Source organism: Mesorhizobium sp. AR07 (assembly GCF_024746815.1).
Taxonomy (GTDB): domain Bacteria; phylum Pseudomonadota; class Alphaproteobacteria; order Rhizobiales; family Rhizobiaceae; genus Mesorhizobium.
Map to the genome: position 1 here is coordinate 5,818,922 of NZ_CP080525.1, position 26,617 is coordinate 5,845,538.

Here is a 26,617-nt window from a genome sequence, read left to right on the forward strand (position 1 = left end):
TCGTCCGGTATTTGGAAATGTTACCTTGCGTGAGTCTGCGGGAGGGGTGGATCATGAGAATCATCGACATCGAGGTCATCGAACTGCGTGTACCCGGCTGGACCGGCGATACCTTCGACGGGTCATACGACAATTGTCTCGTTCTCGTCCACACTGACGAAGGTCTTACCGGGATTGCCGAGGTGGACAGCGTTCCCTCGGTGATCCGCGCCATCGTCGACGCACCGCGCTCCCACACCCATGCCATGGGCCTGAAGGAAGCAATCCTCGGCGCCGATCCATCCGATGTCGAGGGGCTGTGGGATCGCATGTACGACCTCACCAGCTACTACGGCAGGCGCGGGGCGGTCATTCACGCCATCTCCGCCGTCGACATTGCTCTGTGGGATCTGCGCGGCAAGACGCTCGGCAAGAGTGTCGGCCAGCTTCTCGGCGCGCGTCGGCGCGACCGCGTGTTGGCCTACGGGACCGTTTATCCGCTTGGCGAAACGGCCGACGATGTGCGCAAGAATATCGACCGTGGGCTCAAGCTCGGGCTGAAGGCGATCAAGATCGTCGCCGACCCGTTCTGGCGCGAGGACGTGGACAAGACGGCTGGACTCATACGGGCGGCGCGCGAGCATGTCGGACCCGACATCCGTTTGATGGTCGACGCCGCGACCGCCTGGGCCAAGGCCGAGGAGGGGCTGCCGTTGATGCCGATCTTCAAGGAGCATGATTTCTTCTGGGTAGAGGCGCCATTACCGATCGACGATCTCGACGGGCATGCGCGTTTTCAAGGATTTGATGTGCCGATCGGCGGCGGCGATCTCGGCTTGACCACGCGCTTCGAATATGAGGAAGCCTTTGAGCGCGGCAAGATCGACATCGCCCAACCCGACGTGACCATGGCCGGCGGCATCACCGAACTGATGCGGATCGCCGAACTGGCGCAAAGGCTCGGCAAACGCGTGGTCACGCACGGTTACAAATCGAACATAACCATCGCGGCGAACCTCGCTTTCCTGTCGCAGCACTGGATGGACGAGCCATGTGAATATTCCACCAGCCAGTCGCCGCTGCGCTGGCATCTGACGAAGGAAAATTTCCCGATCGGCGCCGATGGCCGGATCGCCATTCCGCAAGGGCCGGGACTGGGTGTGACCCTCGATCCGGAGACCGTGGCAAGATTTCGGGTCGGATGAGGCCTATTTGCCGTCCGTGCGCCAGCGGGAAACAAGCTCTTCATTCAATTCGATGCCCAGGCCAGGCCCGGTGGGCAGTTCCATCAGCCCGTCGACGACGGCTGGCTCGGGAGAAACCAGTTCGCGCCGCAAGACGCTGTCAAACACATGCGGCGAAACATATTCGAAGACCGGGCTCGCCTGACAGGCGGCCTGGAAATGCCGGCCGGCCGCCGACGTGATGCCGGTCTTCCAGCCATGCGGCACGACTTCGGCGCCGTGAAGTTCGCACATGTCGGCAATCCGGCGCATCTCGGTCAGTCCGCCGCCGCGTCCGATGTTTGGCTGGACCACCCCGACCCCGGCAACGGTCAACCACTCCCGAATCTCGAAACGGGTGGCGGCGGCTTCCGCGCCGCCAATGCGGATTGAACTCCTCTCCGCGAGCCGAGCATGGCCCGCGAGATCGTCGTGCTGCAGTGTCGCCTCGGCAAAGAAGATGTCGCAGTCGGAAATTCGATCGAGGACGAAAAGTGCATCATGCCAATTGTGCCAGCGATAGCCGAAGTCGACAGCCATCAGGATGTCGTCGCCAAGCATCCGGCGACCTTCACCGATGAGCCCGGCAAGCTCACGATCGGTCACCAGATCGTAGAACAGCACCTCCATCTTGACCGCTCGGAAACCTGCCTGGAGCGCGGCGTCGAATTGCCGGCCGATTTCCCGCATCAGGTCCCTGATGCCGCGACCCTGCGCGAGGCCCGGAAAAATGGTGCAGTAAGGTCTCAATTTTTCGCGACGCGCCCCGCCCATCAGCTTGTAGGCCGGTACGCCGAACTGCTTTCCCGCAAGATCGTGAAGGGCGATGTCGATGGCGGAGATCGCATGGATGCCGATGCCGCGCCGGCCGGGCCAGAAAGTGCCGTCATAGAGTTTTTGCCAGATTGCCGCGATCTCGATCGGATCCTCTCCAATCAGGATCTCACCTGCATTGCGGCTCCACAGATGAGCAGTCGGCATTTCGAGGAAGCTTTTGACAACGGATGGCGGCGCGTCGGCCTCGCCGAATCCGTAGCGACCGTCCTCGTCGTGGATCTTTATGATCACGGTGTCGGTCGTGCCGTCGAGATCGCCCGCGGAAACGACCGACGAAACGACCGGGATGACTTCGAGCCGCGCGATCTTGCTTGTCATGATCTGCTCAATAGGTTGCGCGGCCGCCGGAAAGATCAAAGGTGAAACCGGTGGTGAAACTGCAGGCGGGGGAAACGATCCAGGAGATCATCTCGGCGGCCTCGTCGAGCTCGCCGCAGCGTTTCATCGGAATCTTGTCGGTCATATAGGTGACCTGTGCATCCGGCATCGCCGCCACCATCGGCGTGCGGATGACGGCGGGCGCCAGCGAATTGATGGTGATGCCGGTCTCGGCATAGTCTTTGCCCATCGACTTCACCATGCCGATCAGGCCCGCCTTGGTCGCCGAGTAGGCGGTCATGCCGGCATTGCCTTCCTTTCCGGCGATGGAGGCGAGATGAAGGATGCGGCCATAGTTTTTCGATAGCATGTGCGGCAGCACCGCCTGCGAGACAAGAAGCGCGCCAAGCATGTTGATCTTGTAGACGACATCGAAATCGTCCGGGTCGACCTGATGCGCCTTGAGATTGGTCTGCCCGGTGATGCCGGCGCAATTGACCACCGCGTGCAATTGCCCGGTTTCGCGGATGACGCTGTCCCATACCGCGCTGTTCGATATCCGGTCGGTGATATCGATCGGATAGGCCGACGCCTCGCCACCGGTTGCGAGGATTTCGTCGGCCGTGGCGCGAGCACCTTGGCCGTTGCGGTCGAGGCAGATGATCTTTGCGCCGCGACGAGCCATAAGGGCGGCGGCAGCCTGCCCTATGCCGCTTGCCGCGCCGACGACCGCTATCGCGTAGGGCGTCGAAAAAGTGCTCATTGCATGCCTCTTGCTGGTGATGAATTGACGCATCATGCGCGGCCGTTCGATCTCGTCAGGTTAGAGTATTCCGCTTTTGCAGACAATAGTCCGCAATGACGGAAAATGCAGCATGACCGTTGAGTGGGGCAACAACGTTGGAGCGGTCAGGCCGGCATCACCTGAATATCGACACACCTTACGCCACGTCCAGGCAGAGATACTTCAGATCGGTGAAAGCTTCGAGCCCGTGGCGCGACCCCTCGCGGCCGATGCCGGATTGCTTGACGCCCCCAAAGGGGATCGGCGCGCCGGTTATCTTGACACGGTTGATGGCAACCATGCCGTAGTCGAGCGCGCGGCCCATACGCTGCTGCCCCCCGTGCTCCCTGGCCAGGGCATGCGCATCGGCGCGTCCGTGCGCCCATTCCTGCAAGACCTATTTCAGGCAGACAAGTCGCCTGATTGTCTCAACGTTGAATTGTATGCGTTCCTCCAGCGCTGCCGGCGCCATGAGATCGCGCTCAAAGATGATCGAACCGGTAAACCGGTTTGTCAGGTAGTAGTAGCCGATCGCCGCGATCGTGATGTTGAGCTGGACGGGATCGACGCCCTCGCGGAAGTCGCCGCTCCGCGCGCCGCGTTCCAGAAGCGATCCGACCATGTCGAGAAAGCGCCGGCTCACCTGGTGGATGACCTCCGACTTTTTCAGGTGCTTGGCCTTGTGCAGGTTTTCACTGTTCACCAGGGTTATGAATTCGGGATTGCGGAGATAATACTCCCACGTGAAGCGGACGAGGCGTTCCAGCGCTTCGGGTGGGGAGACGCTCGCAAGTTCGAGTCTCTGCTCCGCTGTCCGGATATCGACATAGGCGTCTTCCACGACCTTCTGAAACAGCTTCTCCTTGCTGTCGAAGTAGTGGTAGATCATTCGCTTGTTGGCCTTTGCGCGTTCGGCGATCACATCGACGCGCGCCCCGCCGAAGCCGCTTTTTGCGAACTCCTTCTTGGCAGCGGCAAGTATCCGCTTTTGAGTGGCATCCGCATCGCGGATTCTCGGCTTCCTTGCCTTCGTCACCAACATCTCTTTCCCTAACCGGTCCATTTCAAATCCAGCAAATCTCTATCGGATATGACGCAGTAACTGGATCGTGCCTAGGACAGCCTGCGAAATTGTCGAAACCCGATCCCGCGGGAGCCAGGAACCGGTACAGCGGCAAATCGCAGGGGCTTCCCTTAGCCGCCGAGCTTCTGAGAAGAAGCCCGGTTCTCAACTAACCCAATAGTTACATAGAGGCACCGGCAGTGCAATCGGCCGGGTTGCGGAACACCCGTATCATGGCTCGCGGCCGCTATCGGAGCTCAGTTGACAGGTCGGCGTTAAGAAAGTAACTAGATGGTGCATAAGAATTTGGTGGAGCATGCGTCATGGGAGGATGCACGCCCCGATCCGGATCACTTGGGAGAGAGAAAAATGTCGTTCATCAAGAAATTCATCGAGCAGGAAACCATCAATCGCCGCAATCTGCTTCTCGCATCGGCCTACGGGCTTGGCGGCGCTGCCGCGCTGCGCACCTTGGGTGCGACACCGGCGCGCGCGACAAGCGCAAATCCGACGATCGCGTGGAGCTACCGCGACCGTACAAACCCGTACTGGAACTACATCGTGTCGGGCGGCGAGGCCTTTGTCGAAAGCCTCGGCAAGCCGAAGAGCGCGCTCGTCAACCTGATCAATGAAGGATCGAGCGAGAAGTCGCTCGCCGACGTGAAGGCGCTTCTGGGCAAGGAGGGCAGCAACCTCGCGCTTGCGATCGATGCGAACGACGCCCCGAACTGCCGTCCGGTTGTTGAAGCCGTCGCCGCCGCCGGTGCCTATGTCTCCACCATCTGGAACAAGACAGACGATCTGCACCCATGGGATTTCGGCGACAATTACGTGTCGCACATGACCTGGTCGGACGAGGGGCCTGCCGAGAAGACCGCTCGCATCCTGTTCGATGCCATGGGCGGTAAGGGCGGCGTGGTTCATCTCGGTGGCATTGCCTCCAACAATCCGGCGATCGAGCGCCTGAACGGTCTGAAGAATGCGCTGAAGGACTATCCGAACGTGCAGTTGCTGGACGCCCAGCCCGCCGACTGGGATACGCAGAAGGCAAACCAGATCATGGCGAGCTTCCTGACCCGCTACGGCGACGAGATCAAGGGCGTGCATTGCGCGAACGACACCATCGCCTATGGCGTCATCGAGGCGCTGCGTGCCGAAGGCATCGAAGGCATGCCGATCGTCTCTTATGACGGCAACCAGCAGGCTGTCGAACTCGTGGCCAAGGGCGAGATTCTGGCAACCGTCTTCACCAATCCCCATTGGGGCGGCGGTATCACGGCGGCACTTGCCTACTACGCGGCAACGGGCGTGTTCAAGCCCTCGGCCGAACCCAAGGAACATCGCGAATTCTACGGCCCCACCGTCCTCATCACGCCCAAGGACGCGGCCGAGTTCAAGGCGAAGTATCTCGACAGCACGCCGAAATACGACTGGAAGGACTTCTGGGGTCCGGGCAACGGTCAGATCAAGTACAAATAATCAGCCCGCCGGCGGACGCGCACCGGCAGCGGCGCGCGTTCCGATCAGGCGGCCTGCCATTTGCTTGCGACGGCGACCCGCTTCGCCGTCCTTTGCCCGCGGGAGAAGAGCGTGGACAATTTCTTGACCAGGGACAATCTGCAGAAATGGGCGCCGCTTCTGGTGCTGCTCGCGCTCGTCCTGTTTTTCTCGGTCGCCAATCCGAATTTCCTTTCCATGCGCAATTTCGCGCGCATTTCCATTCTGTCGACCCCGTCACTGATGATCGGCATCGGTGTGACTTTCATCATCCTCATGGGATCGATCGACCTCTCCATGGAAGGGGCCGTGGCAGTCTGCGCGGTGCTGTTCGCCGCCATGTTCACGGCATTGGGCGGGAGCCTGGCAGGGTGGGGATGGCTGGCGATCGTTGGCGCGGTGGTCGTCGGGGCTCTGTTCGGCCTGGCCAACGGGTTGGTCCATGTCGTGCTGAAAATACCGTCCTTCATGGCGAGCCTGTCGATGGGTTTCGTCGGCATCGGCCTGTCGCTGCTGATCACCGGCGGCGACCGGATCCGCGTCGAAGACCCACTCTTCCGCTCGCTGCTTACCTATCGGCTGGGCGGCTTTCCGCTGATGGTCTATGTCGCGCTGGCCGCGCTGCTCATCGCTGGCTTTATCCAGGGACGGACGAAGATCGGGCGCAATTTCTATGCCGTCGGCGGGGGTGAGGATCTCGCCCATGCATCCGGCCTCAACGTGGCCAGGGTGCGCATCATCGGCTTCGCCATCGCCGGGGTCTTTTACGCACTCGGCGCAATGTTGGCGGTGGCACAGATCGGCATCGCTGAAACAGTTACCGGACGCAACCTGATGTTCGTCTCCATCACTTCGGTTGTGGTGGGTGGCACGGCGCTTTGGGGAGGCTCCGGCGGCGTGTGGAACACACTTGTCGGCGTCCTGATCGTCAATGTCATCGGCAACGGCATGGTGGTCATGGGATTGCCAAGCTACGTCCAGGACGGCGTGCTCGGCCTGCTGGTCATCATCGCGGTCTATCTGTCGACCGACCGTCGCTCCCTGTCGTTCGTGAAGTAACGCGCCATGTTCGAGCTTCAGAAGGTCGAGAAGAAATTCCCCGGCGTACACGCCCTGAAAGGCATCGACTTTTCAATCAAGCGCGGCGAGATCGTCGGTCTTGTCGGTGAGAACGGCGCCGGCAAGTCGACGCTGATGAAAGTCATCTATGGCGCTTATCAGCATGATGGCGGACAAGTGCTCGTCGATGGACGGGCGGTGCGCTTCCACAACCCGCGCCAGGCCATGGATATGGGCGTCGGCATGGTGTTCCAGGAACAGTCGCTGATCCCGAACCTGACCGTGATGGAAAACATCTTTCTCGGCTTCGAGCAGCAGTTCGTGCGCCTGGGTGTCGTCAATTGGAAGAAGATGGCGACGGCGGCCCGCCATCAGCTCGACAAGGTCAAGCTTTCGATCGACCCGGCGATGGTTACCTCGAAGCTGTCCTTCGCACAGCGGCAGCTGGTGGAACTCGCCAAGGTGCTGACTCTGGAAGAGCGTGTGCAGGGCGATCTGGTCATCCTGCTCGACGAACCGACATCGGTGCTGGCCAAGGAGGAGATCGAACTTCTGTTCAGCCTGGTGAGGGAGCTGCGCAAGCGCGCCTCCTTCATCTTCGTTTCGCATCGGCTGGACGAGGTCGTCGAGCTATCCGACCGCATCTACGTGATGAAGGATGGCTCCGTGGTCGATGTCGTCGATGGCAAGGATGCCGATGTCGCGTCGATTCAGCACAAGATGGTCGGGCGCAACATCAGCAGGGAATATTACCGCGAGGAGAAGCAGCGGCCTTTCGACGCCACAAAAGCCCTGCTCGAGCTCGACGGGATCAGCCTTGCGGGCCGCTACAAGGACATTTCGCTCAAACTGCATGCCGGGGAGGTTCTCTGTCTGGTCGGTGTCGAGGGTTCGGGGCGCGAAGCGATCTTGCGCACCATCTTCGGCCTGCAGAAGCCGCATCTCGGCCACGTCACCCTCAAGGGCCGGCGCGTCGAGAATTTCAGCGCCGCGCACGGCGTCGAATGCGGCGTCGGCTATGTACCGCGCGAGCGCAAGATCGAGGGCATGGTCGGCGGCATGACCGTCTACGAAAACATGACGCTGTCGCAGATGCGCAATTATTCGAATACGGGCGTGTTGGACATCGCCAGGGAAAGGGAGCTTGCCCGCGACTGGATCAAGCGGCTTTCGATCAAGGCATCTTCAGAGAACGTCGATTGCGCCAATCTCTCCGGCGGCAACCAGCAGAAGGTGGTGCTCGCCAAATGGCGGAGCGGCGGCTCCGATATCATCCTCCTGGACCACCCGACCCGCGGCCTGGACATCGGCGCCAAGGAGGACGTCTACGATATGGTGCGCGCCATGTGCGATGACGGGGTCGGCATCGTCCTTGTCGCCGATACGCTCGAAGAGGCAATCGGCCTCAGTCACACCATAGCCGTCGTCAGGGATGGCGAGATCCGCAAATGGTACGACTGCCCGCCGGGTGGAAAGCCGTCTCTGTATGATCTCATCCACTACATGACATGACCCAGGAGCGTGCAATGTCATTAGGTCGGCTCAAGCGACATTTTCCCTGGATCACGCTGATGGTGCTGGTGCTCATCGTCGGCACCGTTCACCCGAGTTTCCTGCGGCCGCAAAACCTGATCGAACTCGCCGGAGACATCGTACCGCTGTTCATCATGGCGCTTGGCATGACGCTCGTCATCTACATCGGCGGCATCGATCTTTCGGCCCAGTCGGTGGCGAACATGACAACGGTGCTCGCGACTATATCGCTGCCGTTGCTCGGTGTGTTCAGCGGTCTGCTCGTCATCCTGGCAGGGCTGGTGTTCGGCGCCCTTTCCGGTTTCGTGACGACACGGCTCAAAGTGCCGTCCTTCATTGCCACGCTCGCGGTGGGGGGCCTGGCGCTGTCCGTCGGGCAATATGCTTCCAGCCAGCGCGCGCTTTACATGGATGCCGGCGAACGCGACCGGGCCTTCGGGTGGATGGTCGGCAGCGGATGGAGCGGCGTGCCGCATGAACTGATCCTGGCCCTGGTTCTGGTGGTGCTTGCCTGGTTCCTGCAGAACCGCACCACGACGGGGCGAGCCCTGAAGGCTATCGGCGCCGGCGAGCCTGCCGCCGTCGCTTCCGGCCTGAAAGTCGAGCGCTACAAGATCCTGGCTTTTGCCTTCTCCGGCATGCTTGCGGCGATTGCCGGGCTGCTCTTCTCCGTCAAGCTTTCTGGTGGTTCGCCGACGCTTGCCGAAGGCTTTCTGCTGCCGGCGATTGTCGCCGTCCTGGTTGGCGGCACGCCGCTGACCGGTGGCGTCGGCGGCGTGCTCAACACGTTGGTCGGTGTGCTGATCGTGGCGGTCGTGCGCGCCAGCATGCTGTATTTCGGCGTGCCGGCGACAAGCCAGCAGATCGTCTTCGGCCTCGTGCTGATCGCCGCGATCGCGCTGACGATCGACCGTTCCAAAATGCGCATCGTGAAGTAGGTCCGGCCATGGAAACGATGAGAGCAGCCGTCCTGGTTGCGCCGCGGCGCTTCGAGGTCAGGGAACTGCCTGTCCCTGCCTGCGGACCCGATGACGTTCTCATCCAGGTTGATCACTGTGGGATCTGCGGCACGGATATCCACATGTTCAATGGCCACTATGCCGTCGAACGGCTGCCCATCGTCCCCGGCCATGAATTCACAGGCACAATCAGCCGGATGGGCGACAGGGCAGGCCCATTGGTCCTCGGGCAACGGGTGGTGGCCGACATCAATATCGGCTGCGGCCGGTGCTATTACTGCCGCAGGAACGAGGTTCTCAACTGCGCCGAGGTTCGCCAGGTGGGCATCTCGCGCGACGGCGCATTCGCGCAATATGTCTCGATCCCGGGCCGACTTGTCATTCCAGCTCCCGACGACGCCGCGCCGTCCATGCTGGCGTTGGCCGAGCCGGTCGCCTGCGTCGTGCGCGCCGCGCGCAAGGCCGAGGTGCGTTTTGGCCAGTCCGTTGTCGTGCTTGGTGCCGGCCCGATCGGCAATCTTCACATCCAGATGATGCGGCTGGTCGGGGCGGCGCCCATCATCGTGGTCGAACTGTCTCCGGAGCGCGCCCGGCTTGCTGAGCAGGCAGGCGCCGATACGGTCGTGACCGATCCTTCCAGGGTGAAGGACACCGTACTCGCCATGACCGGCGGGCGTGGCGCCGATATCGTCATCGAAAGTGTCGGCCTGCCGCAGCTCTACGCTCAAGCCTTTGATCTAATCCGGCCCGGGGGTCATGTCGCCGCCTTCGGTATCGCCGGTCCCGGCGACAGCATTCCGCTTGCGCTGCTCGACACCGTGCTCAAGGAAAATTCGGTGAAGGGATCGGTCGCGGGCATGGGAGAGGACATGCATGACGCGCTGACCCTGCTGCTGCATGGCCGGTTCGATGTCACCCCCTTCGTGAACACCACCTACGAACTCACCGCGATACAGGAGGCGTTCGAGACGCTGAAGGACCGGCCGGATGCTCTCAAGACGCAAATCGCGATCTGAGCGACCGGGAGGCGACGGCAGTGGTGCTTGAAATAACCAAATAGTTACTTATAGTGTGGTCGCGGAGGCGACCGGAGGAGAAAACCATGGATCATCAGCCCGCCAATTTCTTGCTGCCGTCCGATCCGCGCACGTTCGGCTTCTTTGTCGACGGCAAGGTCGTTGAAGCCGGGTCGCGCCCGTATTTCGAACGGCAGAGTCCGGGGCATGGCGTTGCGGTCACCCGCATCCCGAAATGCACTAAGGATGATCTCGACCTTGCGGTTGCCGCGGCGCGGCGGGCGTTCGAGGATGGGCGCTGGTCGCGCATTCCGTCGGTCGAACGGGCGAGCGTACTGCTGCGGGCAGCACAAATCATCCGCCGTCGTGCCGAAGAGATCGCCCTTTGGGAAACGCTCGAGAATGGCAAGCCGATCAGCCAGGCCCGTGCCGAGGTCGATGGCTGCGCCGGCATCTTCGAATACGCGGCTGGTGCTGCCCGCGCCCTGCATGGCGATGCTTTCAACAATCTGGGCGACCGCCTGTTCGGGCTCGTCACGCGGGAGCCGATCGGGGTCGTCAGTCTCATCACGCCCTGGAATTTTCCTTTCCTCATCCTGTGCGAGCGCGTGCCGTTCATTCTTGCGGCCGGCTGCACGATCGTCGCCAAGCCGTCCGAAGTAACCTCGGCAACAACGCTGATCCTCGCCGAGGTCCTGGCGGAAGCCGGCCTGCCGGCAGGCTGCTACAATGTCGTCACCGGGTCGGGCAGCACGATCGGCCAGGCGATGACGGAGCATATGGACATCGACATGCTGTCCTTCACCGGCTCGACCTCCGTTGGCCGGCGCTGCGTCCAGGCGGCCACCGGAAACTTCAAGAAGCTTGGCCTGGAACTCGGCGGTAAGAATCCGCAGATCGTCTTTGCCGACGCCGATCTCGAGGACGCCGCCGATGGCGTCGCCTTCGGCATCGGTTTCAACACCGGTCAGTGCTGCGTCAGCGGCAGCCGGCTGATCGTCGAACGCTCGGTGGCGCGGGCGTTCGAAGAGATGGTCGCGGCGAAGTTCGCCAAGGTCAAGGTCGGTGACCCGCTTGATCCGGCAACCCAGGTCGGCGCCATCACCACCGCCGCCCAGAACGACACCATCATGACCTACATCGAGAAGGGCAAGGCGGAGGGTGCAAGGCTGGTCTGCGGTGGCGATCAGCTCGACTTCGGCCGAGGCCACTACATCGCACCGACCCTGTTCGGCGACGTGACCGGCGACATGGCGATCGCGCGCGACGAGATCTTTGGGCCGGTGCTCAGCATCATGCCGTTCGATACGGTCGAGGAGGCGATCGCCATCGCCAACGACACTGTCTATGGACTGGCGGCCAGCGTGTGGAGCAAGAACATCGACAAGGCGCTGACGGTGACGCGGCGCGTGCGCGCCGGACGCTTCTGGGTCAACACGACGCTTGCCGGCGGACCGGAACTGCCGCTGGGCGGCTTCAAGCAATCAGGCTGGGGACGCGAAGCCGGAATCTATGGTGTCGAGGAATACACTCAGATCAAATCCGTGCATATCGAACTCGGCAAACGTGAGCCTTGGGTATCGTGACACGCGAACGCGGATACGATTTCGTCATCGTTGGCGGCGGCTCGGCGGGCTGCGTGCTCGCCGCGCGTCTGTCGGAAAATGCGGATGCGCGCGTGCTTCTGCTCGAAGCTGGCGGCCGTGACACCAACCCTTACATCCACATGCCGGTCGGCTTTGCCAAGATGACCTCCGGCCCTTTGACCTGGGGCTTGAAGACCGCGCCGCAGAAGCATGCAAACCAGCGCGAGATTCCCTATGCCCAGGCCAAGGTGATCGGCGGCGGATCGTCCATCAACGCCGAGGTCTATACGCGCGGTCATCCCGCTGACTACGACCGCTGGGCGCGCGACGAGGGCGCCGAGGCGTGGTCGTTCGCCGACGTGCAGCCCTATTTCCTGCGCTCGGAAGGCAACACGACGTTTTCTGGAGAGATGCACGGCACCGATGGCCCGCTCGGTGTGTCGAACATCCCGGACCCGCAGCCGACCACCCGTGCCTTCGTGCAGGCATGCCAGGAATTCGGCATGCCCTACAATCCCGACTTCAACGGCAAGGCCCAGGAAGGCGCCGGCATCTACCAGACGACCACCAGGAATGCGCGCCGCTGTTCGGCAGCGGTTGGCTATCTCAAGCCGGCCGAAAGTCGTCCCAATCTGACGGTCGAGACCGGCTGCCTTGTCGATCGCATCATGTTCGAGGGCGTTCGAGCCATCGGCGTGGCATACCGCCGTGCCGGCGAGATGCGCGTTGCGCGTGCCGATAGCGAGGTGCTGGTTACAGCCGGCGCGATCGGCTCGCCAAAGATCATGATGCTGTCCGGAGTTGGGCCGGCGGCGCATCTCAAACAGCACGGCATCGAGGTCGTCCATGATCTGCCGGGCGTCGGCGAGAACCTCACCGACCATTATGGTGTCGATATCGTCGCCGAACTGAAAGGTCCGACAAGCCTCGACAAGTACAACAAGCTTCACTGGATGCTCTGGGCTGGCCTTCAGTACAAGCTGTTCAAGAGCGGCCCGGTGACGTCGAACGTCGTCGAAGGCGGCGCGTTTTGGTATGGCGACCGGTCTGCCGCCATCCCTGACCTGCAGTTCCATTTCCTCGCCGGCGCCGGCGCTGAGGATGGCGTTCCGAGCGTCCCGTCCGGTTCCGGCATCACGCTCAACTCCTATACGCTGCGGCCGAAAAGCCGTGGCACTGTCCGGTTGCGTTCGGCCGATTCCGCCGACAAGCCGATCGTCGATCCGAATTTTCTTGCCGATCCCGCCGATCTGAGAATCTCGGCGGAAGGGGTGCGCATCAGCCGCGAGATTTTCCAGCAGCCGTCCCTGCAAAAATACATCAAGCGCCTGCATCTGCCGGGCGAGGACGTCAGGACGCAGAAGGACTATGAGGACTATGCGCGCCGCTATGGCCGCACCTCCTATCATCCGACCTGCACTTGCAAGATGGGCGTCGATGCCATGGCGGTGGTCGACCCGAAGCTTCGCGTGCGGGGGCTGGAAAACATCCGCATCTGCGATTCGTCCGCCATGCCCAGCCTGATCGGCTCGAACACCAATGCTGCGACGATCATGATCGGCGAAAAGGCATCGGATCTGATCCGCGGCAACAGGTAGCCATAATCGCTGCTTGCTCGGTGGCAGTCGTGCAGGCTGCCGCATCGGTTCCAAGCTTGGCTGCCCCGTCAATCCCAGTCGGGCGCCCACGGCACCAGGTCGGAACCGACGATCCGCTTGTTCGTATGGGTGAGCGCATCGATGCGCGCCATGTCGATGCTGGAGAGCGTGAAATCCATGATGTCGAAATTCGCCCGGATATTCTCGGGCTTGGTCGACATGGTGTTCACTGAAACGCCCTTCTGCAGGATCCAGCGCAGCACCACCTGGCCGGCGGATTTGCCGTAGGCTTCGCCGATTTCGGCGAACTGCGGATATTTGAACACTTCGCCACGGGCAACGGAGGTGAAGGACGACAGCGGAATGCCGGTCTCGTTCGCCGCCCCGAGCAGGATGTCCTGGTTGAGAAGCGGATGGAACTCGACCTGATTGGTAACGATCGGGCCATCAAGGATGTCCCGCGCTTCGCGCATCATGCTGGCGGTGAAATTCGACAGGCCGATGTGCCGCGCCAAGCCCTTGTCCTGCGCGCTTTGGAGCAGTCCAAGGGGTGACGCAATGTCGCCGTCGAGCGGCGGCCAGTGCAGGAGCAGCGCGTCGACATAGTCCAACCGCAGATCCTTCAGGCTCTGTTCGACCGAAGTCAGGAACAGCGCCTCGCCATAATTATCGGGATGGACCTTGGTGGTGATGCACAGGTCCTGACGCGGCGCCCCGGTCTGCGCCAGGGCTTCTCCGACATCAGCCTCGTTGCCATACATCTGAGCGGTGTCGAATGCCCGATAGCCGACCTCAAGTGCGGTGGCGATCGCGTCCATGCAGGCGTCACGGCGCAACGGGAACGTGCCGAAAGCCCTCTGATGCGTCTTCTGGAAAAAGATGTTCATGGCTTTGCCTTCCCCAACGTCGCCGGCATCTGTAAATAACTGAATAGTTACTTATATCATTTCGCTCGCCGTTGGCAAGATCGCCGGTCATCGGTTTCGGGCGATTTGGGCAGCGGTGGACGCCGCCGCCGCAGATCGGTCTTGACCAAATCCGGTGGCATGGTAATAACTAAACAGTTACTTTACTAGATGCAGGCGAGCGGCTTCATGTCCAAGGTTACGAGTGCAGCGAATGCGGCGAGGGCGATCAAGGACGGCGCTGTCGTTGCCGTCAATTCGTCGAGCGGATTGTGCTGTCCCGATCTGGTCCTGAAGGCGCTCGGCGAGCGCTACCGCGATGAGCGCCATCCGGCCGGGCTGACTATGGTGCACCCGATCGCGGCCGGCGACATGTTCGGCACCAAGGGCATCGACCACCTGGCTCAAGATGGCATGATCGACACCATCATCGGCGGGTCCTATCCGTCAGGACCGTCCTCGTCCGAACCGCCGCTGATCTGGCAGATGCTCGGCCAAGACCGGATCGCTGCCTACAACGTGCCAAGCGGCATCATCTTCGACATTCTGCGTGAGGCGGCCGGACATCGCCCGGGCGTGATCACCAAGGTCGGCCTGGAGACATTTGTCGATCCCGACCTGGACGGCTGCGCGATGAACGGGCGCGCACGCGCGCGACCGATCGTGCGCAAGATCGAGTTCGAGGGCGATGAGTGGCTGTATTTCCCGTCGATCAAGCCGGATGTTGCGATCATCCGCGCCACGACCGCCGACGAACGCGGCAACCTGACGTTCGAGCATGAAGGCGCCTATCTCGGCGCGATGGAGCTTGCGCTTGCCGCGCACAATTGCGGCGGGCTGGTGATCGCCCAGGTCAAGCACGTCGCACAGGCCGGCACGCTGCGTCCGCACGACGTGCGCGTGCCGGGCGTTCTGGTCAACATGATCGTTGAGGATCCGGACCAGATGCAGACCACCGCGACATCCTACGATCCGGCCATTTCGGGCGAATTGTTCAGGCCACTCGATACCTTCCGGCTGCCGGCATTCGACGCAGCCAAGACGATGGCGCGTCGGGTTGCGATGGAGCTGCAGCGGGGATGGGTCGTCAACATCGGCTTCGGCATCTCGGCCAACGTGCCGCGCATCTTTCTCGAGGAAGGCCGGCACGGCGAAGTGACCTGGGTGATCGAGCAGGGCGCGGTTGGCGGTATTCCGCTGCTAGATTTCAAGTTCGGCTGCTCGGCCAATGCGGAGGCGTTCGTCGCGTCACCACACCAGTTCACCTATTTTCAGGCGGCGGGCTTCGACGCGTCCTTGCTCTCCTTCCTGCAGATCGGTGCCGACGGATCGGTCAACGTCTCGAAACTGTCGGCGCGGCCGCACGTCACCGCCGGCGCCGGCGGCTTCGTGGACATCACCTCGCGGGCAAGGAAGATCGTCTTTTCCGGCTACTTCAACGCCGGAGCAAAGCTCTCGGTCAACAACGGCAAGCTCTCGATCGACAAGGAAGGCAAGGCCGCCAAGCTGGTGCCCAGCGTCGAGCAGGTGTCCTTCTCGGGCAAGCGAGCGACGGCGCAGGGTCAGGATGTCACCTATGTCACCGAGCGCTGCGTACTTCGGCTCATCGACGGCAAGGTCACGGTGACCGAGATCGCGCCCGGAATCGATCTGAACCGGGACATCCTTGATCAGGCGGCGTTTCCGCTGGCGGTCGCCGATACCGTTCGTCCGATGTCGGGACATCTTTTCATGCCCGACCGCATGGACGGCAATTTTCGCCCTGCCGTGGCTGCTGAGTGATGTCGGAGGGCCAGGTCAGTCTTGAGATCGACGGCCAGGTCGCGGTGGTGACACTCGACCGTGCCGAAAAGCGCAACGCGCTGAATGCGGCGATGATCGACGGGCTTGCGGCGGCTTGCAGGACCATCGAGCACAATGCGGCGGTCAGGGTCGTGATCTTGACTGGCGCGGGCAACAGGGCCTTCTCGGCTGGCGGCGATATCCAGGCCTGGAGCGATAAGACACCGGACGATTTCGGACGCTTCTGGCTGCGCGAAGGGCATGATGCCTTTGCGGCCGTCGCCCGGCTTAGGCAGCCGGTGATCGCGGTCCTCAATGGGGATGCATTCGGCGGCGGACTGGAATTGGCGGCTTGCGCGGACCTCCGGATTGCCGAGCCGCATGTCAGGATCGCGCTACCGGAAACCGGGCTCGGCATCATTCCGGGTTGGTCGGGCACACAACGCGCGTCCCGCCGTTTCGGCGCTCAACTGGTGCGGCGCATGGCACTGTTCGGTGAGGTCTTCGATGCGGACGCAGCGCTTCGCCTCGGCATCGTCGATCATATCGTGGAGAGCGGTGCTGGAATGGCCGGGGCACGACAGATCGCCACGCAGGTCCGCGGTCGCGCGCCGCTTGCGACCGAACTGACAAAGATGCTTGTCAACGCCGCCGAAGGCGAGGAATCGGAACGCGTTCTGGAGGCGATGGCAGGCATTGCCGCGGCGCGGTCGCAGGACCTTAGGGAAGGGCTGGCTGCCTTCCGCGAGAAACGGCCAGCACGGTTCTGAGGACAGCACGGTTCTGAGGATGGCCAAATTGCCGGCCGGCGGATGCCCGGCCAGGACAATGAGGGCAGGGAGAGAGGTTCGGATGATCCGCCATTTTGTGCTGCTGCGTTTTCGCGCCGATGTCAGCGCCGAAACCAAAGCCGGGCTCTACGAGGACTTGGGCCGTTTGCGGGACCACCTGCCGGGCATTGTCGCCTTTCACGGCGGGCCGAATGTCAGCGTGGAAACGGACCTGATCCGCGGCAACTACGACGCGTTCTGGGTCGATTTCGCGGATGAAAATGCGCGCGACGATTATCTTCGCGATCAAAGGCACCAGGAGGCCGGTGCGCGGATCGTGGCCCACACCGAAGGCGGCATTGATGGCGTAACGGTGGTCGATCTTAGGTTCTAAAGCGCGTTGCGTTGAAACGGATTCAGGCAACGCGCTTTGGATATTGTTTCTATGCATGTAGTTCTCGCAGAACCGACATGCCTTGGCGCATGGCGTCAGATCGACTGATCAGCGCGATACGGCCTAGCGATAGACCATCAGTTTGTTCTCTCCGGACTGGACCGTTTCGCCGCGCTGGTTGGTGACGACGAAGTCCAGGGTCAGAATCCCCCGCCGCGCATTCCGCGTCTCCCGTTTGTTCGCAACGACGATGCGTGCTCGGATCTCATCGCCGGCAAGGACAGGCGTCACGAAACTCCAGTCCCAGCCCAGCGAGGCGATTGCCCGAAACCCGGCCTGTGCCTGGTTCTTCAATCCGTCCACCAGCGAGAGCACCAGCAATCCATGTGCGACGCGGGCCTGGAAGCCGTGGCGTTTCGCGCCAGCCGTGCTCATATGGATTTCGAAACGATCGCCTGTCAGTTCGGCGAAAGCGTCGATCGTCCGCTCCGTGACGGCCACGGCATCGGTCTCGAACCAGTCGCCGACAGCGATGTCCCCATAGGACAAGCCTTGAGCCGTCAGGCGACCCGCCGCAATTCCCGCCATCATGCCGGCACCGGGGCATCCTCCCGGATCAGCCTGCGATGCTTGAGGTCGGCCCAGAACTCGGCCGGGATCGGATGGCTGAACCAGGCGAGGTTCTGGGACAACTGCTCCACCGTTCGGGTGCCGGCACAGAAGGATGGTATGGCGGGGTGGGCCACGACGAATTGCAGGGCGGCGGCGGGGAGCGGCACATCGTGATCACGGCAGACGGCTTCGATCCAGGCGACCTTCTCCATGACCGCCGCCGGCGCCGGCGCATAATTGTACTTGGCGCCCTCGACCGCGCCTGTCGCCAGGATGCCTGAGTTGAACCCGCCCCCGACGACCACCGCGACATTGCGCTTTTCGCACAACGGCAGGAACTCGTTGAGCGCCTCCTGTTCCAGGAGGGTATATCGCCCCGCCAGCAGGAAGCAGTCGAAGTCGCGTTGCCTGAGAGCCTCGAGACAAACCTCCCACTCGTTGACTCCAACGCCGATCGCCTTGACCAGACCTTCGGACCGCAACGTCTCCAGGGCGCGCCAGCAGCCATCCATCGCCTGCGCGAACACTTCCGGTTGGGCGTCGCCGCGCGTGAAGCGATCGATGTCATGGATGAACAGCATGTCGATATGCTCCAGCCCCAGGCGCTGAAGCGAATCCTCGAACGACCGCATCGTCCCGTCATAGCTGTAGTCGAAGATCATCTCGTTGGCCGCGGCGTTCGCCCACGGCGAAAAGTCGATCTCGGACCGTTTCTTCGCCTTCAGTACGCGCCCGACCTTAGATGCGAGCACGAAATCCGCGCGGTTCTTCCAGCGCAGCGAATGACCGACACGCAGTTCCGAAAGCCCATGGCCATACATCGGCGCGGTGTCATAGAAGCGGACGCCGGCGTTCCAGGCATGCTGGACCATGGTATCGGCCGTGGCCTCGTCGATCTCCCTGAGAAAGTTTCCGATCGGCGCGCTGCCGAAGGCGAAACTTGTGACGTCGAGATCGACCCGGCCAAACCTGCGCCTGCCTGAAGGTTGCATTCGATTTCCTCCCGTTAGTAACCATCCGGTTATTTTTTATAGTAACTTCCCACGCTGGGCAAGCCGCAGTTGCGCAGGTCGATCGGACGCTTCGATTTTCCGCGCTTGACGGGGAAGCTGCATCCGCGTTAGAAGTAACTAGATAGTTACAAACGATGGACGCGATGCTTATCACAGACACCCAGCGCCAGGTGCGGGACATGGCCCGCCAGTTTGCCGACGAGGTCATCAGGCCGGTGGCCGAGGCTCTTGATCGCGACGAGCGTTTCCCGGTGGAAATCTACGAGCAGATGGGCGCTCTCGGCCTGTTCGGCGTTGGCGTTCCCGAGGAGATGGGCGGCCCCGGTTTCGATACGCTCACCTACGCGCTGGTGATGGAGGAGCTGTCGCGGGGCTACGCCTCGGTCGCCGACCAATGCGGCCTCGTCGAACTGATCAGCACGCTGTTGGTGCGCCACGGCACGCCGTCTCAACGTGAGCAATGGCTGGGTTCGGTGATGCGTGCCGAAACCAAGGTCGCTTACTGTATCACCGAGCCGGAAGCCGGCACCGACGTTTCCGGCATCCGCACCACGGCAACGCGTGATGGAAGCGGCTGGCGGCTGAACGGCGGAAAAATCTGGATCCACAACGCGCCGGTCGCCGATGTCGGGTTCGTGCTGGCCCGCACCGACAAGGCCGCCGGGCACCGCGGCATGAGCATCTTCATCGTCGACCTGCATGCCAAGGGCGTCGAACGCGGCCCCAAGGAACACAAGATGGGCCAGCGCGCCAGCCAGGTCGGCGCGCTCAATTTCGCCGACGTCACGCTCGGTGAAGAGGCTCTGCTCGGCGAGGAGGGCAAGGGCTTCCACATGATGATGAGCGTGCTCGACAAGGGGCGCGTCGGCATTGCCTCGCTGGCGGTTGGAATCGGCCAGGCTGGCCTGGAGGCCGCCGTCGACTATGCGCAACAGCGCAGGCAGTTCGGCAAGGCCATCGCCGAGTTCCAGGGCGTTCAGTGGCTTCTCGCCGACATGGCCAAGGACATTGAGGCGGCACGTCTTCTGGTGCAAAGCGCGGCTGCCAAGATCGACGCCGGCGAGAACGCGACCAAGGCCTGTTCGATTGCGAAATGCTTTGCCGGCGACATGGCCGTCGCCCGCACCGCGGACGCGGTGCAGGTCTTCGGTGGCTCCGGCTACATCAGAGGTTTCGAGGTCGAGCGCCTCTATCGCGATGCGAAGATCACGCAGATCTACGAAGGCACCAATCAGATTCAGCGCATGATCATCGCGCGTGAACTGTTGAAGCACGGGGCACGGGCATGAGTGCCGCACCGCGCCATGCAGTCCTGATCACCGGCTCGAGCCGCGGCATCGGCCTTGCCGCGGCACTTGAACTGGCTGAAATCGGATTCGCCATCGCGCTCAACGGCCCTGCCGACGACGACGAATTGCGCGAGGCCGAGGCGACGGTCGCGGCGACCGGCGTTCCGGTGGTCCGGGTGGCCGGCGATGTCGGCGATCTTTCATCGCATGATGGGTTGCTCGACCAGGCCGAGACTGCGATCGGCCCGTTGTCGACCCTGATCAACAATGCCGGCGTGTCGGTGATCGATCGCGGCGATCCGCTCGACGTCTCGGAAGCGAGCTATGACCGCTGCCAAACGGTGAACGCCAAGGCACAGTTCTTCCTCGGCCAGCGCTGGGCCCGGCGGCTGCTGACGCGCCGGCGCGACGACGGCCGCTTCTACAGCCTGATCAACGTCTCGTCGTCCAACGCGTCCGCGGTGGCCGAGCCGCGTGCCGAATATTGTGTCTCCAAGGCCGCTTCCGCCATGATCAGCAAGGTGTTCGCGGTGCGGCTCGGGCGCGAGAACATTGCCGTCTACGACATCCAGCCCGGTCTGATCGAGACGGCGATGACGAGGCCCGTCTCGCAGACCTATCAGCGGCGGATCGATGACGAGGGCCTGACCCTGATCCGCAGGCTAGGACAGCCGCAGGATGTTGGTCGCATCATGGCGACCCTGGCGTCGGGCGCGCTGCCCTATACGACCGGACACGTCATCTCGGCCGATGCCGGGATGCTGGTGCCGCGTTTCTAAGCTCCCGAGACCCTGTGAGACAGGAGACGACCCGATGATGATCAGTCTTCCCGACACAAACGGCAGCTTCTGCGATTATCGCATGAGCGGAAAGACCGTTCCGGTGGCCAGGCTCTCGCCGGGTTCCGCGCGCGTGGTCTTTTCGGCCGCCCATGTCGTTGCCGACCCGTTCACGGACAACGATCCGATGGGGCCGGCCACCGTGGACTGGGACGCCACCATGGCGTTCCGGCGCTACCTCGCCGATATGGGCCTCGGCATCGCCGAAGCGATGGACACCGCCCAGCGTGGCATGGGGCTCGATTGGCCCGGCGCGCTGGAACTGATCCGTCGCACCACACGGGAGCTTCCCGCGGCGCTGGTGTTCAACGGTTGCGGCACCGATCATCTCGATCCCGCCGCCACGCGCTCGCTTGACGACGTGCGGCGCGCCTATTTCGAACAGGTCGAGGCCATCCAGGCGCTTGGCGGCCGGCTGATCCTGATGGCGAGCCGCGCTCTGGCGGCGGTCGCTTCCGATCCAGATGATTATGTGTCGGTCTATCGCGATGTGCTTGCCCGCTGCGACAAGCCGGTGATCCTGCACTGGCTCGGCGACATGTTCGATCCGGCACTTGCGGGCTACTGGGGAACGGACAGTTTCGAACAGGCGATAGAGACGGTGCTTGCCATCATCGCCGAAAACGAAAGCAAGGTGGACGGCATCAAGATCTCGCTGCTCGACAAGGACAAGGAGGTCCGGATGCGCCGCCGGCTGCCGGCAGGCGTCAGGATGTATACGGGCGATGATTTCAACTATCCCGAATTGATCGCCGGCGACGAGCACGGCTTTTCGCATGCGCTGCTCGGGATTTTCGACCCGCTGGCGCCGGCCGCTGCCCATGCGGTGGCAAAGCTGGGAGAGGGCGATGTCAGGGCGTTCCGTGACACGCTGGACCCCACCGTTCCGCTGGCGCGACTGGTCTTCCGGGCGCCGACACAACATTACAAGACGGGGGTTGTCTTTCTCGCCTGGCTGAACGGCTTCCAGGATCATTTCGTGATGCTGGGCGGTGCGCAGGCGAAGCGCCCGCTGCCCTATTTCGTCGAGACCTTCAGGCTCGCCGACGCTTGCGGGCTCCTGCGCGATCCCGACATGGCGGTCAGCCGCATGCGACGATTGCTGGCGCTCTACGGCGCTTGAGCCGGGCCGATGCGCGATTTTTCAACCGACCACTCAGCGCTGGCCCTCAACACGGCCACGCTCGGTCATAATGTCGACGGGCACGGGGCCGGCTGGCCGGTCGAGCGGGTCATAGATGCCTGCGCCGAGCGCGGTTTCGGCGGCATCGTCTTCTGGCGGCGCGAGATCGGCAGGCGAGGTGCCGAGATTGGCGCCCGCGCCCGCGCAGCCGGGCTCGCCGTGGCGGGCCTCTGCCGGGCGCCATTCCTCGTCGGTCCTCTGGCGCTGCCGACGAGATCGGCGATCATGGACGATTTCCGCGCCTCCATCGCTATGGCGGCGGAACTTGGAGCTCCAGTCCTGACGATTGTGGCCGGCGGCGTTGAGCCCGGCACGCGCGGCGTCTCCGAAAGCCTGAAGCGTGTCGCGGACCGCGTCGCCGAGGCGGCGCCCTATGCGGCCACACACAAAGTGAAACTGGCGCTTGAGCCTCTGCACCCTGTCTATGGCGGGGATCGCTCGTGCCTGGTGACCATGCGCGACGCGGTCGATCTCTGCGAAGCCATCGGGCACGCCAATGTCGGGGTGGCTGTCGATGTCTACCATGTCTGGTGGGACACCACACTTGGTGTTGAATTGGAACGTGCCGGCGCCGGGCGCATCCTTGGCTATCATCTGTGCGATTGGCTGGCCGAGACACATGATGTCCTGGTTGATCGCGGCATGATGGGCGAGGGCGTCGCCGATCTGAAGGCGATCCGGGCTGCCGTCGAAGCGGCCTGCTACCGCGGCTTGTGCGAAGTCGAAATATTTTCGGCTGCGAACTGGTGGAAACGCGATCCTGCCGAAGTGCTGGACGCTTGTGTCGAACGCTTCCGAACGGTCTGCTGACAGCGAAGCGCGAAGCGGTTCGCTCACAATTCGCCGTTCACATAGCCCGTACCGAACAGAATGCGCTCGATGTCAGCAAACGCCGTCAAGGTTGGCGGCGCTGCCGGGCTCGAGGACAGCGCCGGGTGCCCAATTCGCATGTGCTGATTGTGTCCGGTTGCTGACGCGCGCGGCTTCAGCTGAGAAGGTCGGCGGCGACTTCGAGCGTGTTGCGGAGGGACGTCTCGAGATGCTGTTCCATCGCTTGCGCCGCGCCCTCGGCGTCGTGACGCTTCAGGGCGTCGAGAATGGCTTCATGCTGCTCGATCGTCTGCTCGCCATAACCGGGCTTGGGAATGGCGAGATAGCGGCCGCGATCCATCTGCGCCTTGGAGATGTCGACGGCTCGCCAGATCATAGGCAGGCCGCAGATCTCGGCGATGGTGCGATGAAAGACGTCGTCGAGTTGTATCGCGGTGGCATACCGGCGCCGCGATATGGCAAGCCGGTGGGCCGCCATATTGTCTTCCAGCAATTCGCTGGCTGCCGGCGTCAGCTTGACAGCCGCGCGTCTGGCACTCTCCATCTCCAGTGCCCGCCGGATGACATAGGCTTCCTCGAGGTCGGCCCGGCTGATCGGGGCGACATAGATGCCGGTCTGCGCCAGAATCTTGACCAGACCTTCGTCGCTGATGCGCTTGACTGCTTCGCGCACGGGAGTGCGCGAGACGCCCAGCGCCTCGGCGATGGCCACCTCGTTGATGACTTCGCCAGGTTTCAGCCGTCCGACGACGATCAGATCGCGAATCTTGTGATAGATCTGATCGCGGAGCGGAAGAGCCCGATCGAGGGTCGAAGGATCCAGGTCCATGGGAAATCCCGCGTCTTCGTTCACCTGAAATGATAAGATTATATTAGAATGTCAAACAGAATGCAGCCGAAGCGCGCGCCAGCGGTGATCGATGCCGTGCGGTCACGGCTGTGGATTCGGAGCTCCGCTTTCGCTGCTTGCAGAGGCAGCGTTCGCCCCGCGAGCCGGCATGCGCCTTTGTCGGCTATGCCGGCAAGCCTGCCATCCGCATGGCGTCGGTCACGTCATCGATGATATCGGGCGCAATTCCCACGGCGGCGGACCAGCGGCCGATGGTGAATTGCGGGTCGAGCGACAATAGCCGCGTGGCCGCCGCCGTCGCCTCGTCGAGCCGCCCGAGCCTGGCCAGCGGTGCCGCCAGCCATCCGTGCAGCATGCTGAAGCCAGGGTTCATCTCCACCGCCCGCCGGCCGGCTATGACGGCTTGCTCGTGTCGGCCGGACAAGAAGTTGCCGAATCCGATCATGCCCTGCGGCACACAGCTCATGGCGTCGAGGGGGTTCAGCCGTAACGCCTGCTCGCCCCAGTCGATCGCCCGCGCCGCATCGCCGCCATAGGCCACCGACACGCAGCCAAAGGCATAGACGAAGGCGCAAGATGCGCTGAGCGTCAAAGCCTGCGCAAACGCCTCGTCGGCCAGCCGGCGGTTATGTTCCACGATGCCGATGGTGAACCCCGCCAAAGCGAGCGCCATGGCGTCGCCCGAGCCGTGCTGGATCGCCGCATGGGCATGGCGGATCGATCTTTCGTGGTTCTCCGGCTTCATGCCGCCGCGCACAAACAGCGACTGATGCGCCCATGCGGCAAAGCCATGGGCAAGCGCATAGGACGGCTCGATGGCTAAGGCCTGGTCCAGCAGCGGCAGCGCCTTGGCGGCGCCCTGCGGCATGAAAGTGTAGACATCAGGCAGTGCGCGAAGCAGGAGATCGTAGGCATCGAGGCTATCGGGGCGCCTGCGACGGACGCGCTCGATCTCGGCCCGGCGCAGATTTGGCTCTATTGCCGCGATCACGCTGACAGTGATCTCGTCCTGCAGAGCGAACACGTCGGTCAGTTCGCGGTCGTAGCGTTCGGCCCAGAGATGGCTGCCGTCCTCGGCATCGATCAGCTGGCCGGTGATGCGCACGCGGCTTCCGACCTTGCGCACGCTGCCTTCCAGCACATAGCGCACGCCGAGCTCCTGCCCAACCTGCTTCACGTCCACCGCGCGACCCTTGTAGGTGAAGCTGGAATTTCGCGCGATGACGAACAGCCACCGGATCCGCGATAGACCGGTGATGATGTCCTCGACCATGCCGTCGGCAAAATAGTCCTGATCCGGATCGCCGCTCATGTTCACGAAGGGCAGCACGGCGATGGACGGTCTGGCGGGAATGCCCAGGCCAGGCTTCGCTTGCTCCACCGTCGCCGTCGCCCCAGCCACCGTCGCCGCCTCGCGGACGGTGCCAACGAAGCGAAAGCCCCGGCGCAGGATGGTGCGGATGAGGCGCTGCTCCTCGCCACTGTCGTGGAGCGCATTGCGGGCGGCGTTGACGCGGCTGGCGAGCGTGGCGTCGGAAACGATGCGCCCCTGCCACACCGCATCGATCACGTCGTCCTTGCTGACCACCCGGTCGCGATTGCGGATCAGATATTGCAGCAGGTCGAACACCTGCGGTTCGACAGGGACCAGCTCATCGCCGCGACGCAACTCGCGCCGATCCCCGTCCAGAGCAAAATCCTCAAAATGATACGGCAACTTGCTTGCTCCGGACCGCGCGGGAATTGCGACTCCCGACACTGTAGCCGCGTCGTGGGCGCAAAATCAAAGCGATCTCAATGCAAAATCAACATGTCCTGAAGGTCGCCTCAAAGCGCGCCCGTCAGCCCTGCCGCATAGTTCTCCTGCAACCAACGCTCAACCAACGATTTGAACAGGAGAACTCAAATGTCGAACACTGCAGCAAAGTCCGTCGTCCTCGTGCATGGCGGCTTCGTCGATGGCTCCGGCTGGGACGGGGTCTACCAGATCCTCAAGAAGGACGGCTATGACGTGACCATCGTCCAGAACCCGACGACCTCGCTCGCCGACGACGTCGCCGTCACCAAACGCGCCATCGCCAACGCTCCCGGCAAGGTCATCCTGGTCGGCCATTCCTATGGCGGCGTCGTGGTGTCCGAGGCGGGCACCGATCCGAAGGTGGCGGGTGTCGTCTATATCGCGGCCTTCGCGGCGGACGCCGGCGAATCGGTTGCGACCCTGATCGCCAACCCGCCGCCCGGAGCGTCGGTGCCGCCGATCCTGCCGCCGGTCGACGGCTTCCTGATGCTCGACAAAGAGAAGTTCGCGGCCGCGTTCGCCGCCGATGTCCGTCCCTCGGTCGCCGCCTTCATGGCGGACTCGCAGGTGCCGTGGGGCGTCGCGGCGCTCCAAGGCAAGGTCACCGCTCCGGCCTGGAGGGTGAAGCCCAGCTGGTATCTCGTCGCCACCGACGACAAGATGATCCCGCCGCCGGCGCAGCGCAACATGGCGAACCGCGCTCAGGCGACGACGATCGAGGTGCCCGGCAGCCACGCCGTCTATGTCTCCGACCCCGCGGCTGTCGCCAGCCTCATCAAGCAGGCGGCTGCCGGCATCGGCAAGAACTGAGCCCGCATCACCTCGATGGACGGCCTGGGCGCATAACGGCGCCCAGGCTCATTGCTCTTCCTGGACCATTCGCCTTCGATCACGTCGAG

24 protein-coding genes and 1 pseudogene are annotated in these 26,617 nt (G+C 62.8%); 16 read left to right on the forward strand and 9 right to left on the reverse strand.

What is annotated here, in order from left to right:
- Positions 1-53: 53 nt before the first annotated feature.
- Positions 54-1,184, forward strand: a complete 1,131-nt coding sequence (locus tag BPNPMPFG_RS28885) for a mandelate racemase/muconate lactonizing enzyme family protein (protein WP_258591973.1) — start codon at positions 54-56, stop codon at positions 1,182-1,184.
- Between the two features lie 3 nt (positions 1,185-1,187).
- Here BPNPMPFG_RS28885 and BPNPMPFG_RS28890 read toward each other — a convergent pair whose 3' ends face one another.
- The 4 genes and pseudogenes from BPNPMPFG_RS28890 to BPNPMPFG_RS28905 all read right to left on the reverse strand — a co-directional run bounded on the left by BPNPMPFG_RS28890 (position 1,188) and on the right by BPNPMPFG_RS28905 (position 4,177).
- Complete coding sequence (locus tag BPNPMPFG_RS28890) at positions 1,188-2,357, reverse strand: mandelate racemase/muconate lactonizing enzyme family protein (RefSeq protein ID WP_258591974.1); 1,170 nt, start codon at positions 2,355-2,357, stop codon at positions 1,188-1,190.
- Between the two features lie 7 nt (positions 2,358-2,364).
- Positions 2,365-3,120 (reverse strand): SDR family NAD(P)-dependent oxidoreductase, encoded by a 756-nt coding sequence (locus BPNPMPFG_RS28895; protein WP_258591975.1) that lies wholly within the window; start codon positions 3,118-3,120, stop codon positions 2,365-2,367.
- Between the two features lie 178 nt (positions 3,121-3,298).
- A pseudogene (locus BPNPMPFG_RS28900) lies at positions 3,299-3,481 on the reverse strand (aldehyde dehydrogenase family protein); the annotation flags it as partial.
- Between the two features lie 57 nt (positions 3,482-3,538).
- On the reverse strand, positions 3,539-4,177 hold the full coding sequence (locus tag BPNPMPFG_RS28905; RefSeq protein ID WP_258591976.1) for a TetR/AcrR family transcriptional regulator: 639 nt from the start codon (positions 4,175-4,177) through the stop codon (positions 3,539-3,541).
- Positions 4,178-4,573: 396 nt separating this feature from the next.
- Here BPNPMPFG_RS28905 and BPNPMPFG_RS28910 point away from each other — a divergent pair, with 396 nt between their 5' ends.
- The 7 genes from BPNPMPFG_RS28910 to BPNPMPFG_RS28940 all read left to right on the forward strand — a co-directional run bounded on the left by BPNPMPFG_RS28910 (position 4,574) and on the right by BPNPMPFG_RS28940 (position 13,452).
- On the forward strand, positions 4,574-5,683 hold the full coding sequence (locus BPNPMPFG_RS28910) for a sugar ABC transporter substrate-binding protein (protein ID WP_258591977.1): 1,110 nt from the start codon (positions 4,574-4,576) through the stop codon (positions 5,681-5,683).
- 111 nt (positions 5,684-5,794) lie between these two features.
- The gene (locus BPNPMPFG_RS28915; RefSeq protein ID WP_258591978.1) at positions 5,795-6,760 is read left to right on the forward strand and encodes an ABC transporter permease; all 966 of its coding nucleotides are present in this window, start codon (positions 5,795-5,797) and stop codon (positions 6,758-6,760) included.
- 6 nt (positions 6,761-6,766) lie between these two features.
- Entirely contained in the window at positions 6,767-8,272 is a 1,506-nt protein-coding gene (locus BPNPMPFG_RS28920; protein ID WP_258591979.1) for a sugar ABC transporter ATP-binding protein, read from the forward strand.
- A gap of 14 nt (positions 8,273-8,286) precedes the next feature.
- Complete coding sequence (locus tag BPNPMPFG_RS28925) at positions 8,287-9,231, forward strand: ABC transporter permease (RefSeq protein WP_258591980.1); 945 nt, start codon at positions 8,287-8,289, stop codon at positions 9,229-9,231.
- 17 nt (positions 9,232-9,248) lie between these two features.
- Complete coding sequence (locus BPNPMPFG_RS28930) at positions 9,249-10,268, forward strand: zinc-dependent alcohol dehydrogenase (protein ID WP_258591981.1); 1,020 nt, start codon at positions 9,249-9,251, stop codon at positions 10,266-10,268.
- Between the two features lie 86 nt (positions 10,269-10,354).
- The gene (locus BPNPMPFG_RS28935; protein WP_258591982.1) at positions 10,355-11,854 is read left to right on the forward strand and encodes an aldehyde dehydrogenase family protein; all 1,500 of its coding nucleotides are present in this window, start codon (positions 10,355-10,357) and stop codon (positions 11,852-11,854) included.
- Positions 11,851-13,452, forward strand: a complete 1,602-nt coding sequence (locus BPNPMPFG_RS28940) for a GMC family oxidoreductase (protein ID WP_413776814.1) — start codon at positions 11,851-11,853, stop codon at positions 13,450-13,452. The genes BPNPMPFG_RS28935 and BPNPMPFG_RS28940 overlap by 4 nt, the downstream gene beginning before the upstream one ends.
- Before the next feature lie 68 nt (positions 13,453-13,520).
- Here the strand turns inward: BPNPMPFG_RS28940 and BPNPMPFG_RS28945 are convergent, their stop codons facing one another.
- Positions 13,521-14,339 carry an aldo/keto reductase gene (locus BPNPMPFG_RS28945; RefSeq protein WP_258591984.1) on the reverse strand — a complete coding sequence of 273 codons (819 nt, stop codon included), beginning with the start codon at positions 14,337-14,339 and terminating at the stop codon, positions 13,521-13,523.
- Positions 14,340-14,546: 207 nt separating this feature from the next.
- On the opposite strand from BPNPMPFG_RS28945, the gene BPNPMPFG_RS28950 reads away from it, so the two are divergent.
- The 3 genes from BPNPMPFG_RS28950 to BPNPMPFG_RS28960 all read left to right on the forward strand — a co-directional run bounded on the left by BPNPMPFG_RS28950 (position 14,547) and on the right by BPNPMPFG_RS28960 (position 17,303).
- Positions 14,547-16,139: an acyl CoA:acetate/3-ketoacid CoA transferase gene (locus tag BPNPMPFG_RS28950; RefSeq protein ID WP_413776815.1), complete on the forward strand. Its 1,593-nt coding sequence runs from the start codon at positions 14,547-14,549 to the stop codon at positions 16,137-16,139.
- Positions 16,139-16,909: an enoyl-CoA hydratase/isomerase family protein gene (locus BPNPMPFG_RS28955; RefSeq protein WP_258591986.1), complete on the forward strand. Its 771-nt coding sequence runs from the start codon at positions 16,139-16,141 to the stop codon at positions 16,907-16,909. Before BPNPMPFG_RS28950 ends, BPNPMPFG_RS28955 begins: the two co-directional genes overlap by 1 nt.
- Positions 16,910-16,991: 82 nt before the next feature.
- Positions 16,992-17,303: a Dabb family protein gene (locus BPNPMPFG_RS28960; RefSeq protein WP_258591987.1), complete on the forward strand. Its 312-nt coding sequence runs from the start codon at positions 16,992-16,994 to the stop codon at positions 17,301-17,303.
- Between the two features lie 123 nt (positions 17,304-17,426).
- On the opposite strand, the gene BPNPMPFG_RS28965 is transcribed toward BPNPMPFG_RS28960, so the two are convergent.
- Positions 17,427-17,894: a MaoC family dehydratase gene (locus tag BPNPMPFG_RS28965; protein ID WP_258591988.1), complete on the reverse strand. Its 468-nt coding sequence runs from the start codon at positions 17,892-17,894 to the stop codon at positions 17,427-17,429.
- A complete protein-coding gene (locus BPNPMPFG_RS28970; RefSeq protein ID WP_258591989.1) occupies positions 17,891-18,907 on the reverse strand; it encodes an aldo/keto reductase in 1,017 nt (338 codons plus the stop codon). Before BPNPMPFG_RS28970 ends, BPNPMPFG_RS28965 begins: the two co-directional genes overlap by 4 nt.
- Before the next feature lie 164 nt (positions 18,908-19,071).
- Here BPNPMPFG_RS28970 and BPNPMPFG_RS28975 point away from each other — a divergent pair, with 164 nt between their 5' ends.
- Genes BPNPMPFG_RS28975 through BPNPMPFG_RS28990 form a run of 4 tightly spaced genes read left to right on the forward strand, consistent with a single transcriptional unit; the run spans position 19,072 to position 23,049 of the window.
- Positions 19,072-20,217 (forward strand): acyl-CoA dehydrogenase family protein, encoded by a 1,146-nt coding sequence (locus tag BPNPMPFG_RS28975; RefSeq protein ID WP_258591990.1) that lies wholly within the window; start codon positions 19,072-19,074, stop codon positions 20,215-20,217.
- Positions 20,214-20,996, forward strand: coding sequence for a 3-ketoacyl-ACP reductase (locus tag BPNPMPFG_RS28980; protein WP_258591991.1), 783 nt, complete (start codon positions 20,214-20,216; stop codon positions 20,994-20,996). Before BPNPMPFG_RS28975 ends, BPNPMPFG_RS28980 begins: the two co-directional genes overlap by 4 nt.
- Positions 20,997-21,030: 34 nt before the next feature.
- The gene (locus tag BPNPMPFG_RS28985; RefSeq protein WP_258591992.1) at positions 21,031-22,179 is read left to right on the forward strand and encodes a dihydrodipicolinate synthase family protein; all 1,149 of its coding nucleotides are present in this window, start codon (positions 21,031-21,033) and stop codon (positions 22,177-22,179) included.
- 9 nt (positions 22,180-22,188) lie between these two features.
- A complete protein-coding gene (locus BPNPMPFG_RS28990; RefSeq protein WP_258591993.1) occupies positions 22,189-23,049 on the forward strand; it encodes a sugar phosphate isomerase/epimerase family protein in 861 nt (286 codons plus the stop codon).
- A gap of 175 nt (positions 23,050-23,224) precedes the next feature.
- On the opposite strand, the gene BPNPMPFG_RS28995 is transcribed toward BPNPMPFG_RS28990, so the two are convergent.
- Together BPNPMPFG_RS28995 and BPNPMPFG_RS29000 are read right to left on the reverse strand one after the other, a co-directional pair.
- Positions 23,225-23,899 (reverse strand): GntR family transcriptional regulator, encoded by a 675-nt coding sequence (locus BPNPMPFG_RS28995; RefSeq protein ID WP_258591994.1) that lies wholly within the window; start codon positions 23,897-23,899, stop codon positions 23,225-23,227.
- Between the two features lie 184 nt (positions 23,900-24,083).
- Complete coding sequence (locus tag BPNPMPFG_RS29000; RefSeq protein WP_258591995.1) at positions 24,084-25,637, reverse strand: winged helix-turn-helix domain-containing tetratricopeptide repeat protein; 1,554 nt, start codon at positions 25,635-25,637, stop codon at positions 24,084-24,086.
- Between the two features lie 189 nt (positions 25,638-25,826).
- Between BPNPMPFG_RS29000 and BPNPMPFG_RS29005 the strand changes: the two genes are divergently transcribed.
- Positions 25,827-26,528 (forward strand): alpha/beta hydrolase, encoded by a 702-nt coding sequence (locus BPNPMPFG_RS29005; RefSeq protein WP_258591996.1) that lies wholly within the window; start codon positions 25,827-25,829, stop codon positions 26,526-26,528.
- Positions 26,529-26,617 lie beyond the last annotated feature (89 nt).